The 14259-nt window shown below is 73.8% G+C and carries 11 protein-coding genes; 3 read left to right on the top strand and 8 right to left on the bottom strand.

Features of this window, described 5'->3' with window-relative positions:
* Positions 1-49: 49 nt before the first annotated feature.
* The 7 genes from E9529_RS09010 to dnaK all read right to left on the bottom strand — a co-directional run bounded on the left by E9529_RS09010 (position 50) and on the right by dnaK (position 7256).
* Positions 50-1723 (bottom strand): DHA2 family efflux MFS transporter permease subunit, encoded by a 1674-nt coding sequence (locus tag E9529_RS09010; RefSeq protein WP_236830820.1) that lies wholly within the window; start codon positions 1721-1723, stop codon positions 50-52.
* Between the two features lie 47 nt (positions 1724-1770).
* A complete protein-coding gene (locus tag E9529_RS09015) occupies positions 1771-2253 on the bottom strand; it encodes a MarR family winged helix-turn-helix transcriptional regulator (protein ID WP_236830821.1) in 483 nt (160 codons plus the stop codon).
* A gap of 235 nt (positions 2254-2488) precedes the next feature.
* Positions 2489-2962 (bottom strand): MarR family winged helix-turn-helix transcriptional regulator, encoded by a 474-nt coding sequence (locus tag E9529_RS09020; protein WP_236830822.1) that lies wholly within the window; start codon positions 2960-2962, stop codon positions 2489-2491.
* Positions 2959-3411 (bottom strand): heat shock protein transcriptional repressor HspR, encoded by a 453-nt coding sequence (locus E9529_RS09025; protein ID WP_236830823.1) that lies wholly within the window; start codon positions 3409-3411, stop codon positions 2959-2961. Before E9529_RS09025 ends, E9529_RS09020 begins: the two co-directional genes overlap by 4 nt.
* Complete coding sequence (gene dnaJ / locus E9529_RS09030; protein WP_236830824.1) at positions 3408-4610, bottom strand: molecular chaperone DnaJ; 1203 nt, start codon at positions 4608-4610, stop codon at positions 3408-3410. The genes E9529_RS09025 and dnaJ overlap by 4 nt, the downstream gene beginning before the upstream one ends.
* A gap of 19 nt (positions 4611-4629) precedes the next feature.
* Positions 4630-5376: a nucleotide exchange factor GrpE gene (gene grpE, locus E9529_RS09035; RefSeq protein WP_236830825.1), complete on the bottom strand. Its 747-nt coding sequence runs from the start codon at positions 5374-5376 to the stop codon at positions 4630-4632.
* Positions 5373-7256, bottom strand: coding sequence for a molecular chaperone DnaK (gene dnaK, locus E9529_RS09040; RefSeq protein ID WP_236830826.1), 1884 nt, complete (start codon positions 7254-7256; stop codon positions 5373-5375). Before dnaK ends, grpE begins: the two co-directional genes overlap by 4 nt.
* 543 nt (positions 7257-7799) lie before the next feature.
* Between dnaK and E9529_RS09045 the strand changes: the two genes are divergently transcribed.
* The gene (locus E9529_RS09045) at positions 7800-10097 is read left to right on the top strand and encodes a heterodisulfide reductase-related iron-sulfur binding cluster (protein ID WP_236830827.1); all 2298 of its coding nucleotides are present in this window, start codon (positions 7800-7802) and stop codon (positions 10095-10097) included.
* A 135-nt stretch (positions 10098-10232) separates the two neighbouring features.
* Positions 10233-11591 (top strand): MFS transporter, encoded by a 1359-nt coding sequence (locus E9529_RS09050; protein ID WP_236830828.1) that lies wholly within the window; start codon positions 10233-10235, stop codon positions 11589-11591.
* Here the strand turns inward: E9529_RS09050 and dcd are convergent.
* The gene (dcd, locus tag E9529_RS09055; RefSeq protein WP_236828613.1) at positions 11563-12147 is read right to left on the bottom strand and encodes a dCTP deaminase; all 585 of its coding nucleotides are present in this window, start codon (positions 12145-12147) and stop codon (positions 11563-11565) included. The two genes, E9529_RS09050 and dcd, sit on opposite strands and share 29 nt — an antisense overlap.
* Positions 12148-12285: 138 nt before the next feature.
* Between dcd and E9529_RS09060 the strand changes: the two genes are divergently transcribed.
* The coding region (locus E9529_RS09060; protein ID WP_236830829.1) for a S8 family serine peptidase at positions 12286-14259 on the top strand (1974 nt) is incomplete at its 3' end.

The raw sequence follows: 14259 nt of genomic DNA on the forward strand, positions 1-14259 counted from the left end.
ACGGACCACGGCCCGCCTCCCCTGCGGAGGCGGGCCGTGGTCCGTCCGGTCAGCGGGCGGCGCCCACCCCGGCGGGCGCCGCCCCGGTACGGGTGCCGTCGGCGTCGCGACCCTCGATCGCGTCGGTGTCGATGCGCACCGCCGCCCCCCGCTCGGCCTGCTCCCGCTCGTCGCCGGCCTCGGTCCGCAGCGCGACCTCCCGGATGAAGAGGACGGCGAGCACCGCCACCAGTGCCACCACCGCCGAGATGAGGAAGACCCGGCCGGTCGCGTCCCCGTACGAGAGCCGGATCAGCTCCTGGACCGGCGCCGGCGCGTCGGCGAGGTCGGCCAGCCCGACGTCCGCTCCCCCGGCGGCGGCCTCCGCGGCCCCCGGGACGCGTGCCATGCCGTCGCGGATGAGGTCGCCGACGTGGTTGCTGAGCACGGCACCCAGGACCGAGACGCCGATCGTGCCGCCCAGGCTGCGGAAGAAGGCCACGGCGGAGCTGGCCGCCCCCAGATCCCGCGCCGCGACGGTGTTCTGCACCGCGAGCACCAGGTTCTGCATGCTCATCCCGATGCCCACGCCCAGCACGAACAGGAAGGAGCAGAGCAGCACCATGTCCGTCTCGTGGTCGATCGTCGCGAGCAGCGCGAAGCCGGCGACGACCAGCGCCGAGCCGGCCGAGAGGTAGACCTTCCACCGGCCGTAGCGGGTGATCAGCAGGCCCGAGACGGTGGAGGAGATCAGCAACCCGCCGACCATCGGGATGGTCAGCAGCCCGGCCTCGGTCGGCGAGTACCCCCGCGAGATCTGCAGGTACTGGCCCAGGAACACCGTCGAGCCGAACATCGCCATGCCGACGGCGACGCTGGCGACGATCGCCAGCGTGGTGGTGCGGTCACGGAAGAGGCGCAGCGGCACGATCGGCTCCGCGGCCCGCACCTCGGTGACCAGGAAGGCAACGACCGCCAGGGCGGCGCCGCCGAGGAACAGCGCCGTCTCCACCGAGGCCCAGCCGAAGCTGCCGCCGGCGAGGGTGACCCAGATGAGCAGCGCCGAGACGCCGGCGGTCAGGAAGGCCGCGCCGAGGTAGTCGATCGTCACGTCCCGCCGGGTCACCGGGAGGTGCAGCGTGCGCTGCAGGAGCACCAGCGCGACGGCGGCGAACGGGACGCCGACGTAGAAGCACCAGCGCCAGCCCAGCCAGCTGGTGTCCACCAGCAGACCGCCCAGGAGCGGGCCGCCGACGGTCGCGACCGCCATCACCGCACCGAGGAGACCGGAGTAGCGGCCGCGCTCCCGGGGACTGATCATCGCGGCCATCGCGATCTGCACCAGCGCCTGCAGGCCGCCGAGCCCCAGGCCCTGCAGCACGCGCCAGGCGATCAGGGTGTCGACCGACTGCGCGAGCCCGGCCAGCATCGACCCGGCGATGAAGACCACGATCGACAGCTGGATGAGCAGCTTCTTGCTGAACAGGTCGGCCAGCTTGCCCCAGATGGGCGTGGAGGCGGTCGAGGCCAGCAGGGTCGCGGTGATCACCCACGTGTACTGGTTCTGCGTGCCGCGCAGCTCGGTGATGATCGTGGGCAGGGCGTTGGAGACGACGGTCGAGGACAGGAAGGCCACGAACATCGCCAGCAACATGCCGGAGAGCGCCTCCAGCACCTGGCGGTGGGTCATCCGCCCCTGCTGCTCGACGGGCGCCTCGGCGGCGGTGTCCGGCACGGTGGTCACGGGGCTCCTGGACGTCTGGTTCGCGGGAGGGGTGCGGGGCGGGGTGCTCACCGGGTGGCCCCGGCCGGCTCGGGGCGCGGCTGCGCACCGGTGACGTCGATGTCGGCGACCAGGCGCTCGAGCAGGCCGGCCAGCCGCCGGGCGTCGTCGTCGTCCCAGTCGGCGAGGGCGGTCCGCGCCCAGGCCGAGCGCAGCGCCCGCGAGGTGGCGAGCGCGTCGGCGCCGCGACCGGTCAGGCGGAACAGCGCGGCCCGGCCGTCGCGGGGGTCGGGGTGGCGCTCGACGTAGCCGGCCCGCTCCAGCGTGGCGAGCTGCCGGCTGGCCACCGAGCCGTCGACCCCGGCGTGCGCGGCGAGGGCGCTGCAGCGCAGGTCGCCGTCGCGCTCGAGCGGGACGAGGAGGGACCAGCCGAACGACGGCAGGTCACCGTGCAGCTGGGTGGCGGCGCGCGAGCTCAGGTGCCGCCCGGCGCGGATGAGCTGGGCGACGCCGGCCATGAGCCGGTCCCGCGTGGCGGGGGTGAGGGGCATCGACGAGTCCTAGGGGTGGCGCAACTACTTGCAGACCGAAACCATACGCCCATATGGTTGCGGTCTGCAACTGGCGTCGCCGACGCCTCCCCAAACGCGCCGGTGCCGCGGCTCGCCGCCCCGAGCCCGAGTTGCGCGAAAGTGGGCCCAGGGCAGCGCCGCAAGGCCCGACTTCCCGTATTTCGGTGCCCGGCGGAAGCACACCGGGAGGACGGCACCTGACCGCGGCCGCCGGTCAGGACCCCTGCTCGGCCTCCCGCGCCTCGCCGATCCGGTTCAACCGCTCCAGCAGCGCGGCGAGCGTGGCGACGTCCTCGGCGGGCCACCCGGACATGTCGCTCTCCCAGCGGGCCCGGCGGGCCGACCGGATGCGGGCGAGCCGGGCCGCCCCCTCGGCCGACGGGGTCAGCACCTGCGCCCGGCCGTCGTCGGGGTCCGCGGCGCGGTCGACCAGGCCGAGGTCCACGAGGCTGGAGAGCTGCCGGCTGACGGTGCTCTTGTCCAGGCCCAGCCGCGCCACCAGGTCGCTGGCGCGCAGCGGCCCGGTGTCCTGCAGCAGGGCGAGCAGCCCGTAGGCCGCGCCGTCCAGGTCGGGGTGCAGCTCGCGCGCCAGCCGCGTGGAGATGGCGCGGGACCGGCGGAGCAGCAGCCCGATCTCCCGCTCCAGCGCCACGAACGCCTCGTGGGCGTCGGCACCGGGCCCGCTCACCGGGCGCCCCCGGGACGCCACACCACGAGGGCGGAGGTCTGCCGCCGGTGGGGCACCAGGTCCGCGCGGTAGGCCGCCGGGATCGCGGCCTCGGCCGCCATGCGCCGGTTCTCGGAGTGCTGCAGCTCCTCCAGCAGCTCGTGCACCCGGGCTTGCAGCGCCTCCACCTGCGACTCCAGGTCGATGATCCGCTTGATGCCGGCGAGGTTGACGCCGTCCTCCTGCGAGAGCCGCTGCACCTCGCGCAGCAGCGCGACGTCGCGGGGGCTGTACCGGCGCCCTCCCCCGGGCGTGCGGCCGGGGCTGACCAGCCCCAGCCGGTCGTACTGCCGGAGGGTCTGGGCGTGCATGCCGGCCAGCTCGGCCGCCACGGAGATCACGAACACCGGGGCGTCGTCGGCGACGGAGGGGGCCGCGCCGCCCAGCGGCCCTCCGGTCGGCCTGGTCATGCCTCACCTCCCGCCTGCACCGCGGCCGTGATCTCCGGGCGCGGGTCGTCGTCCATCTCCTCGGCCAGGTTCTCGACGGCCTTCCGCTGCGCCGGGGTCAGCCGCGCGGGGACGGCGATCTCCACGGTGACCAGCAGGTCACCGGCGCGGCCCTTGGCGGGTGCGCCCCGGCCGCGGACCCGCAGCGTCCGGCCGCTGGCGGTGCCGGCGGGCACCTTGAGCGACACGGTGCCCTCGAGGGTCGGCACGGTGAGCGTGGTGCCCAGCGCCGCCTCGGCGAAGGTGATCGGCACGGTCAGCGTGAGGTCGTCGCCCTTGCGGCCGAACAGCTGGTGCCCGGACACGTGGACGACGACGAACAGGTCGCCGGCCGGGCCACCCCGCCGCCCTGGCGCCCCCTTGCCGGGCAGCCGGATGCGCTGGCCGTCCTTGACCCCGGCGGGGATCCGCACCGTGATGGTGCGGGTCTGGCTGGTGATGCCGCTGCCCGCGCAGGTCGGGCAGGGGTCGTCGACGACCTGGCCGCTGCCGCGGCAGTTGCGGCAGGGCTCGGAGAACGCGAACGCGCCCTGGCTCCGGCTGGTCACCCCGGCGCCCTGGCACACCGGGCAGGTGTGCGGGCTGGTGCCGGGCTTCGCGCCGCTGCCCGCGCAGGTCGGGCAGCTGCCCGGGCTCTGCATCCGCAGCGGCACCGTCACGCCGAGGACCGCCTCCTCGAAGGAGAGGGTCGCCTCGGTCTCGACGTCCTGGCCGCGCGCGGGGCCCGACGCCGCCTGGCTGCGGGCCCGGGCGCCACCGCCGGCGCCGCCGAAGAGGCCGCCGAGGATGTCGCCGAGCCCGCCGGCTCCGCGGGCACCCGCCCCGGCCCCGGCCGCCCCGAAGAGGTCGCCGAGGTCGAACGGCTGGCCACCGGCGCCGGGGAAACCACCGGGGAACCCGGCCCGGGCCCCGGCTCCCCCGGCGCCGAACAGCCGCCGCGCGTCGTCGTACTCGCCGCGCCGCTTGGGGTCGGAGAGCACGTCGTAGGCCTCGGAGACCTCCTTGAACCGCGCCTCGGCCTCGGTGTTGCCCGGGTTCTTGTCCGGGTGCAGCTCCGTGGCCAGCTTGCGGTAGGCCTTCTTGATCGCGGCCGCGTCGGCGTCCTGGGGGACGCCGAGCGCGCCGTAGTAGTCCTTCTCGATGAAGTCACGGGTGCTCATCGGACGCCCCCTCTCCTGCTCAGTCGGACGCCGGGGCGCCGGTCTCGTCGGGCGCCGGGGCGGCCGGGGCCGGGTTCTCCGGGTCGGTGACCGCGACCATCGCCGTGCGCAGCACCCGCTCGCCGCGGCGGAACCCCTGTCGCAGCACGGTGGTGGCCGTCGGCACGGTCACCTCGGCCGAGGTGTCGTGCATGACCGCCTCGTGCAGCGACGGGTCGAACTCGTCACCGGCCTTCCCGAACGCCTCGACCCCGAGCCCGTCGAGCAGGCCCAGGATGCGGTCGGCGACCACCTTGAAGGCACCGTTGAGGTCACCGTGGTCCCGCGCCCGCTCGATGTCGTCGATGATCGGGAACAGCTGTGCGGCGAACCGCTCGGCGGCCTGGTCGACCACCAGCGAGCGGTCCCGGTCGACCCGGCGCCGGTAGTTGGCGTACTCGGCGGTGACCCGCTGCAGGTCCTCGGTGCGCTCGGCCAGCTGCTGGGCCAGGTCGCCGTCGGCACCGGGCTGCGGTGCGGCGGCCTCCTGCGGCGCGCCGGACTGCTGCGGCGCCGCGTCCTGCGTGCCGGCCTGCTGCGGTGCCGCACCCTGCTCGGTGCCGGCGGCCGCCGTGTCGTGCTCGCTCATCTGCTCCCCTGGGAGGTCGGTACCGGGCCGGACGCCGGCCGGCTGCTCGCCGGCCGGCGCCCGCACTGCGCCGGTGGTGGGGTCGATCCGCCGCTTGTCACGGATCACGACCCGCGGCTGTTCGTCCCCCTGGCTCATCGGCGGTCGGTGTCCTCGTCGACGATCTCGGCGTCGACGACGTCGTCGTCGGCCGAGGCCTGGCTGCCCGTCGCACCAGCAGCACCGGCACCGGCACCCGGGCCGGCCTCGGCAGCCGGCGCGCCACCGGCTGCCTCGGCCTGCTGGGCGTACAGCGCCCCGCCGACCTCCTGCGACACCCGGGCCACCTTCTCCTGCGCGGACTTGATCGCCTCGACGTCCGAGCCGCCCAGCGCGCTGCGCAGCTCGGTCAGCGCCTCGCCGAGCTCGTCCTTCTTCTCGGCCGGGATCTTGTCGCCGTTCTCGGCCAGGAACTTCTCGGTCTGGTACTGGAGCGACTCCGCCAGGTTGCGGGTCTCGGCCTCGTCGCGGCGCTTCTTGTCCTCCTCGGCGTGCGCCTCGGCGTCCTTCATCATCCGCTCGATGTCCTCCTTCGGGAGGGCCGAGCCGCCGGTGATGGTCATCGACTGCTCCTTGCCCGTGCCGAGGTCCTTGGCGTGGACGTGGACGATGCCGTTGGCGTCGATGTCGAAGGCGACCTCGATCTGCGGGACGCCGCGCGGCGCCGGCGGCAGACCGGTCAGCTCGAACATGCCGAGCTTCTTGTTGTACATCGCCATCTCGCGCTCACCCTGGAAGACCTGGATCTGCACGGAGGGCTGGTTGTCGTCGGCCGTCGTGAAGATCTCCGAGCGCTTCGTCGGGATCGTGGTGTTGCGCTCGATGAGCTTGGTCATGATGCCGCCCTTGGTCTCGATGCCCAGGGACAGCGGGGTGACGTCGAGGAGCAGGACGTCCTTGACCTCGCCGCGGAGGACACCGGCCTGCAGCGCGGCGCCGATGGCCACGACCTCGTCGGGGTTGACGCCCTTGTTGGGCTCCTTGCCGCCGGTCAGCTCGCGCACGAGGTCGCTCACTGCCGGCATGCGGGTCGAGCCGCCGACGAGGACGACGTGGTCGATCTGGCCCACGGAGATGCCGGCGTCGCGGATCGCCTGGTTGAACGGCGCGCGGGCGCGGTCGAGCAGGTCCTGGGTCAGCCGCTGGAACTCGGCGCGGGTCATCGTGATGTCGAGGTGCAGCGGGCCCTCGGCGCCGGCGGTGATGTAGGGCAGGTTGACGTTGGTCGACTGCGCGCCGGACAGCTCGATCTTGGCCTTCTCGGCGGCCTCGCGGAGCCGCTGCATGGCCAGCTTGTCCTTGGACAGGTCGATGCCGTTGGAGGCGTTGAACGTCTGCACCAGGTGCTTGACGACGCGCTCGTCCCAGTCGTCACCGCCGAGGTGGTTGTCACCGGCGGTGGCCTTCACCTCGATGACGCCGTCCCCGATCTCGAGCAGGGAGACGTCGAAGGTGCCGCCACCGAGGTCGAAGACGAGGATCGTCTGCTCGGTCTCGCCCTTGTCCAGCCCGTAGGCCAGGGCGGCCGCCGTCGGCTCGTTGACGATGCGCAGGACGTTGAGGCCCGCGATCTCACCGGCCTCCTTGGTGGCCTGGCGCTGCGCGTCCTCGAAGTACGCGGGGACGGTGATGACGGCGTCGGTGACCGGCTCGCCCAGGTAGGTCTCGGCGTCCCGCTTGAGCTTCTGCAGGATGCGGGCGCTGATCTCCTGCGGGGTGTAGGCCTTGCCGTCGATCTCCCCGGTCTTCCAGTCGGTGCCCATGTGCCGCTTCACGGAGCGGATGGTGCGGTCGACGTTGGTGACCGCCTGGTTCTTCGCCGACTGGCCGACGAGCACCTCGCCGTTCTTGGCGAAGGCGACGACGGAGGGGGTGGTGCGCGAGCCCTCGGAGTTCGCGATGACCGTCGGCTCGCCGCCCTCGAGGACGGTGACGACGGAGTTGGTCGTGCCGAGGTCGATACCGACCGCTCGAGCCATGGAGATGGCCTCTCTTCCGTGTGCTGGGGTGGTACTGGTCCGTGCGGGGAGTCGAGGGTCCGCCATTGCGCGGGGTCCGCTCAACTTTCCTGCCCACCCTAACGGCATGCGGTGCGGTCGTGTTCCCGGCCCGGTCGACCTCACCGGGACACCCCCCCCGCCCCCATCCCGCCGACCTCGCCGCGGGGTCGCGGACCACGCCGCACACCGCAAGGTCGGCCACCGCACCCCGAGGTCGAGCGGCGGCGACCTGGAGGAGGCAGGCGGGGGGCTGGGGAGCGTGTTCTGCGTCACCCCTGACGAGCGCTGGGCGGAGCGCCCCGCGGCGGCTGGCCGATCCGGGGCACCGCGCCCAGGGTTACCGGCGAGTAGCCTCTCAGGGCGCCCGCTATCGTGCGCTGGAGTGCTGGCTGCGCCTGCCTGCACTGCGCGCCGAGCGCCGGCCGACCGGCCGGTGGGCCGGTGCGCGCACCGCACACAGCCCCGTCGCCGCGCGGTCGGCGGGAGACGACCGACGCCACCTGGCGTACGGGAGGGGAAAACATGACGGGCCCGCTGCAGATCGTCCTGGGGACGATCAGCGTCCTGTTCCTGATCGTCGCGTCCGTCATGGCCTACCGGGCCGTCCGGGCGATGGTGCGGATCATCCGCACCGGGCAGCCCGACGGCACCCGCTCCGGCCCGGTCAAGACCCGGCTGAAGACGATGCTCGTCGAGTCGCTGGGCCACACCCGGATGCTCAAGTGGTCGAGCATCGGCGTCGCCCACTGGTTCGTGTTCCTCGGGTTCTACGGCCTGTTCCTGACGCTCGTCGAGGCGTTCGGCGAGGTGTGGGACCCGGCGTTCCACCTGCCGCTGATCGGCACCTGGGCGATCTGGAACATCTTCGTCGACATCATCGGCACCGGCACGATCCTCGGGATCGTCTACCTGATCATCCGGCGCCAGCGCGACCACCCGCGCCGGCAGGGCCGCAAGAGCCGGTTCGCCGGGTCGAACGAGGGCCGCGGCTACTTCGTCGAGGCCGTCGTCCTGGTCGTCGGCATCAGCATCCTGAGCATCCGCGCCGCCAAGATCGCCTCCGGCCTGGACGACGCCCCGACCTGGTCGCACCCGGTGGCCAGCCTGGTGTCGAACCTGTTCCCGGACAACCCCGACGTCGTCTCGATCGTGGCGTTCATCAAGATCGTGGTGTCGCTGACCTGGCTGGTCGTCATCAGCCGCATCCTCAACATGGGGGTGGCCTGGCACCGGTTCAGCGCCTTCTTCAACATCTACTTCAAGCGCGAGGCCGACGGCGCCCCGGCGCTCGGCCCGCTGCCGGCGATGACCTCCGGCGGCAAGCCGATCGACTTCGAGGACCCGGGCGAGGACGACGTCTTCGGCCGCGGCAAGATCGAGGACTTCACCTGGAAGGGGATGCTGGACTTCACCACCTGCACGGAGTGCGGTCGGTGCCAGAGCCAGTGCCCGGCGTGGAACACGGGCAAGCCGCTCAGCCCGAAGATGGTGATCATGGACCTCCGCGACCACCTCTACGCGAAGGCCCCCTACCTCCTCGGTGAGAAGACGGCGTCGGAGACCGCGCCGGACTACGACGTGCTCAAGCCCAGCGACGAGCAGGTGTGGGCGTCGGGCTACGCCCGCATCGAGGGCACCAACGACGCGCAGGCGCACCGCCCGCTGGTCGGCACCCTCGAGGAGGGCGGGGTCATCGACCCCGACGTCCTGTGGAGCTGCACCAACTGCGGCGCCTGCGTCGAGCAGTGCCCGGTCGACATCGAGCACGTCGACCACATCGAGGACATGCGCCGATACCAGGTGCTGATCGAGTCCAACTTCCCTTCCGAGGCCGGCGTCATGATGACCAACCTCGAGAAGCGCGGGAACCCGTGGGGCATGGGCGGCAACGTCCGCGAGGACTGGATCAAGGAGCTCGACTTCGACGTCCGCGTCGCCGACGGTCCGCTGCCCCACGACGTCGAGTACCTGTTCTGGGTGGGCTGCGCCGGCGCCGTCGACGACCGCGCCAAGAAGGTCACCAAGGCCGTGGCCGAGCTGCTGCACACCGCGGGCGTCGAGTTCGCCGTCCTCGGCAACGGCGAGACCTGCTCGGGCGACCCGGCCCGTCGCATGGGCAACGAGTTCCTGTTCCAGCAGCTGGCCATGGAGAACGTCGAGACCCTCAACGGCGTCTTCGAGGGCCGCGTCCCGGGCACCCGCAAGATCGTGGCGACCTGCCCGCACTGCTTCAACTCGCTGGGCCGGGAGTACCCGCAGGTCGGCGGCGAGTACGAGGTCGTGCACCACACCCAGCTGCTCGGCCAGCTCGTGGAGGAGGGCCGGCTCACCCCGGTCACCCCGGTGGACCGCAAGGTCACCTACCACGACCCGTGCTTCCTCGGCCGGCACAACAAGGTCTACACGCCCCCGCGGGAGATCCTCGACTCCGTCCAGGGCCTGTCCACGCAGGAGATGCACCGCTGCAAGGACCGCGGCTTCTGCTGCGGCGCCGGCGGCGCTCGCATGTGGATGGAGGAGAAGATCGGCAAGCGCATCAACATGGAGCGCACCGAGGAGGCGCTGGAGCTCGACCCCGACGTCATCTCCACCGCCTGCCCGTTCTGCATCACGATGCTCAGCGACGCGCTGACCAGCAAGAAGCAGAACGGCCAGGCCGGGGAGCACGTCGAGGTGCTCGACGTCAGCCAGATCCTGCTGCGCTCGATGAAGCCGGTCGCCGTCGGCGCGCAGGGCGCCGAGCAGGGTGCCGACGTCGGCACGAAGGACGACGACGTCGTGGGTCTCGACTCCGCCGCCACGGATCACGACCCGAAGTAGCAGCACACCGCCGCCGACGGCGCGCGTCCCCGCGAGGGGGCGCGCGCCGTCGTCGTTCCCGGTGCCGCCCGCGGTGGTTGCACCGCGCACCGACCCGGGGGTCGTGTGCGGCGCGTCATGGAGGACGCTTTCCGGGTGACCCGCACCGCCCCCGCCCGCAGCAGCACCGGCACCGACCGTCGTCGCGGGCTCGGCCTCATGGCCGTCGCCATCGTGCTCACCGCGCTCAACCTGCGGACGGCGGTGACCAGCGTCGGCCCCGTGCTCCAGGAGATCGAGCGGGGGCTGGGCATCTCCAGCGGCCTGGCCGGCGTCATCACCACGATGCCGGTGCTGTGCTTCGCGCTCATCGGGTTCACCGGCCCGGCCCTGTCGGCGCGCTACCGCGACGCGCACGTGCTCGCCGGCGCCCTCGTCGCGATGACCGCCGGGCTGGTGCTGCGCAGCCTGGCCGAGGGCTTCCCCGTCTTCCTCGCGGGCACGGCGCTGGCCATGGCCGGCGGGGCCCTCGGCAACGTCATGCTCCCCGGCCTGGTGAAGCGCCACTTCCCGGGACGCACCGGCCCCCTCGTCGGCGCGTACAGCACGGCGATGGGCCTGGGCGCGACCCTGGCCGCCGTCGCCTCGCAGCCGATCGCGGACGCGGCGGGCACCGACGGCGGGGGCTGGCGCTGGGCGCTGGTGGTCTGGGCGCTGCCCGCGCTCGTGGCGGCCGGCGTGTGGCTGGCCGTCCCGGCCGCTCCGGACGTCTCCCGCGCGAGCCACTCGGCCGTGCGGATGCGGGCGCTGGTGCACAGCCCGACGGCGCTGGCGATCACCGCGTTCTTCGGCGTGCAGGCGCTCCAGGCCTACGTCGTCATCGGGTGGTCGGCCCAGTACCTGCGCGACTCCGGGCTCAGCGCGGCGACGGCGGGGCTGCTCCTGGGCCTGAACTCCGTCGTCGGGCTGCCGCTGAGCGCCGTCATCCCGTCGCTCACCGTGCGCCCGCGCCTGCAGCGCCCGCTGCTGGTGGTCTTCATCGCCAGCTACGTCACCGGCTGGGTGGGCCTGTGGACGGCGCCGACCGCCGCGCCGTGGCTCTGGATGGTGCTCATCGCCGTCGGCATGGGGACGTTCTCCATGGTGCTGACGCTCATCGGCCTGCGGGCCCGGACGCCGGAGACCGTCTCGGCCCTCTCCACGGTCAGCCAGAGCTGGGGCTACGTCGTCGCCGGGGCCGGCCCGCTGCTCGTGGGCGTCCTGCGCGGGGCGACCGGCAGCTACGACGGCATGTTCGTCGTCGTGCTCACCGGGGTCGCGGTGCTCGCCGTCGCCGGATGGGTCGCCACCCGCCAGGTGTTCGTCGACGACGAGGTGGAGCGCGTGGTGCCCGGCTGGTCACCGGCGGGCCGCCGCGCCGACGTGCTCGAGAGCGCCGGGGTCGAGATCCCGGCGGCCGTCCGGGCCGACGACGCCGACCGGGGAGCTAGGGGCGGCGGGTCTCCGCGCGGGTGAAGTTGCGGAACGAGCGCGACGGGGTGGGCCCGCGCTGGTCCTGGTACCGCGAGCCGTAGACCGCCGACCCGTAGGGGTGCTCGGCGGCGCTGGTCAGGCGGAACAGGCAGAGCTGGCCGATCTTCATGCCCGGCCACAGCGTGATCGGCAGGTTCGCCACGTTGGACAGCTCCAGCGTGATGTGCCCGGAGAAGCCCGGGTCGACGAAGCCCGCCGTCGAGTGGGTGAGCAGGCCCAGGCGCCCCAGGGAGCTCTTGCCCTCGAGCCGCGCCGCCAGGTCGTCGGGGATGCGGACGACCTCCAGCGTCGAGCCGAGGACGAACTCGCCCGGGTGCAGCACGAACGGCTCGTCCCCCTCGGGCTCGACCAGGGTGGTCAGGTCGTCCTGCTGCTCCGCCGGGTCGATGTGGGTGTACCGGGCGTTGTTGAACACGCGGAAGTAGCGGTCCAGCCGGACGTCGATGCTGGACGGCTGCACGAGCCCGGGGTCGTAGGGCTCGATGCCGAGGCGTCCCCCGGCGATCGCGGCCGTGATGTCGCGGTCGCTCAGCAGCATGGCGCGGAGTCTAGGGACCCTCCGTCCGGGTGACGGGCGCCGCCCGGCCCTCAAGCAGCGCCCGCCCGGCGCCGTAGCGGCACGGGAGAGCCCCGCCGCGACGGGCTGGGGCCAACGGGGTGGCCGGAGGTCGGCAGGATGACGAGCAAGCGGGTGCTGGGGGCGGTGCTGGCCGGCGCCGTCGTGGCCGGGTACGCCGGGGCGGCGGCCTGGACGGCGTGGGCGACGCCGGCGATCGAGCAGGCGACCGGGTTCGGCGAGGGCGACGGGCTGACCCGCTACGTGCTCACCGCCGGCACCTCCTCCGGCGACCTGCTGGCGGCGCTGGCCGCGGTGCCCGGGGTCGAGAGCGCGCAGTGGGTCGACGACGGGCTGGCCCTCGTGGCCGCCGACGGCCTGGACCCCGAGCGGCTGCGAGCGGTGGCGGGGGTCACCGACGTGGCCCTGTCGACCTCCGTGCCGGTCCTCGGCTCCGTCACCGACCCGCTGTTCCCCCAGTACGGCTGGAACCTGGAGAACACCGGCAGCAACGCCTACGGCTCGACCGCCGTGGCCGACGCCGACGTGGACGCCACCACCGGCTGGGACACCGGCACGGGCGTGGGCCGCGTCGTCGCCGTCATCGACTCCGGCTTCGACTCCGACCACCCCGAGCTGGCCGGGTCGCTGTGGACCAACCCGGACGAGCGCTGCGGCGCGGCGGACGCCGACGGCAACGGCCTGCCCGGCGACTGCCACGGCTGGAACTTCTACGCGAACAACGCCGACATCGACAACGGGAGCCTGGGCAGCCACGGCACCAGCGTGTCCGGCGTCGTCGGGGCGCGGGCGGGCAACGGGTCCGGGCACGCGGGCGTGGCGCCCGGGGTCTCGATCATGCCGCTGGTCGCCGGCGGCGGGAGCACCGTCGACATCTTCCTGTGCGCCAAGGCCATCCGGTACGCCGTCGACCACGGCGCCGACGTCGTCAACGCCTCGTGGGGCGGCCAGATCAGCGGTCCGCCGCTCGAGGCGCTCCGCTCGGCCGTCGCGTACGCCGAGGCGCACGGCGTCCTCGTGGTCGCCGCCGCGGGCAACGACGGCGGCAACCGGGACACCAACCCCGTCTACCCGGCCAGCCTGACGGAGGCCAATGTCGTGACCGTCGGCAGCTCCACGCCCGCCGACACCGTCGCGGCGCACTCCGGCTGGGGCGCGACGTCGGTGGACCTCTTCGCCCCGGGCACCCGGGTCGCAGCTCCGTGGAACGACGGCGGCATGCGCCTGGTCGACGGGACGTCGTTCGCCGCGCCGCACGTGGCCGCCGCCGTGGCGCTCTACCGCGCCGTCCTGCCCACCGCCTCGGCCGCCGAGCTCAAGCAGGCGGTGCTGGCCGACACCGACCGGGTCGCGGCCTTCGCCGGCCGGTCGGTCACCGGCGGCCGGCTGACGCTGGCCCGCGTCGGCGACCACGCGGGTGACACGGTGCGCTACGCCTTCTCGTCGATGACCGCCGGCGCCGGGACCGTCACCCCCGCGATCGGCATCAGCACCCCGCCCGGCAGCGGCCGCTACACGGTGGACATCGGCCTGGGCATGGAGGACGGCGGCCAGATCTGGGCGCTGGCGGAGAAGCCGGTGACCCTCGGCGGCGTCACCGTCGCCACCGACGACGCCGGTGACGCCCGCTTCGACCTGGGTTCCTTCCCCGCCTTCGACGGCACCGGGCTGTCGCCGTCGATGGAGCTGGGGGCCGGCCGCTACGTGCTGACGGCCCAGCTGTACCGCGACGGCGAGCCGCTGGGTCGCATGCACGCCGCGCCCCTGCTGGTGTCCCCGGCCGGCAGCAGCACGCCCGACGGGGCCGCCCGGGACGGCTCGACGCCCGCGCCGGGCAGCACCGCACCGGCACCGGCCGGCCCGACACCCGCACCGTCCCCCGGAGGCACCGCGCCGGTCGGCCCGGCGCCGGCCCCGGGCGGCACCACCCCCGCGCCCGGCACGACGGCTCCCGGCGGCACCGGCCCCGGCGGCACCGCACCGGACGCCCCGGCGCCGGCCCCGGGCGGCACCACCCCCGCGCCCGGCACGACGGCTCCCGGCGGCACCGGCCCCGGCGGCACCGCACCGGAC

Source organism: Blastococcus sp. KM273128 (assembly GCF_021698975.1).
Lineage (GTDB): Bacteria > Actinomycetota > Actinomycetes > Mycobacteriales > Geodermatophilaceae > Blastococcus.

Bases quoted from the DNA above. Each gene is read 5' to 3' on its own strand.
- E9529_RS09015 (WP_236830821.1), bottom strand. From the start codon at position 2,253: ATGCCCCTCACCCCCGCCACGCGGGACCGGCTCATGGCCGGCGTCGCC.
- E9529_RS09025 (WP_236830823.1), bottom strand. From the start codon at position 3,411: ATGACCAGGCCGACCGGAGGGCCGCTGGGCGGCGCGGCCCCCTCCGTC.
- dnaJ (WP_236830824.1), bottom strand. From the start codon at position 4,610: ATGAGCACCCGTGACTTCATCGAGAAGGACTACTACGGCGCGCTCGGC.
- grpE (WP_236830825.1), bottom strand. From the start codon at position 5,376: ATGAGCCAGGGGGACGAACAGCCGCGGGTCGTGATCCGTGACAAGCGG.
- dnaK (WP_236830826.1), bottom strand. From the start codon at position 7,256: ATGGCTCGAGCGGTCGGTATCGACCTCGGCACGACCAACTCCGTCGTC.
- E9529_RS09045 (WP_236830827.1), top strand. From the start codon at position 7,800: ATGACGGGCCCGCTGCAGATCGTCCTGGGGACGATCAGCGTCCTGTTC.
- dcd (WP_236828613.1), bottom strand. From the start codon at position 12,147: ATGCTGCTGAGCGACCGCGACATCACGGCCGCGATCGCCGGGGGACGC.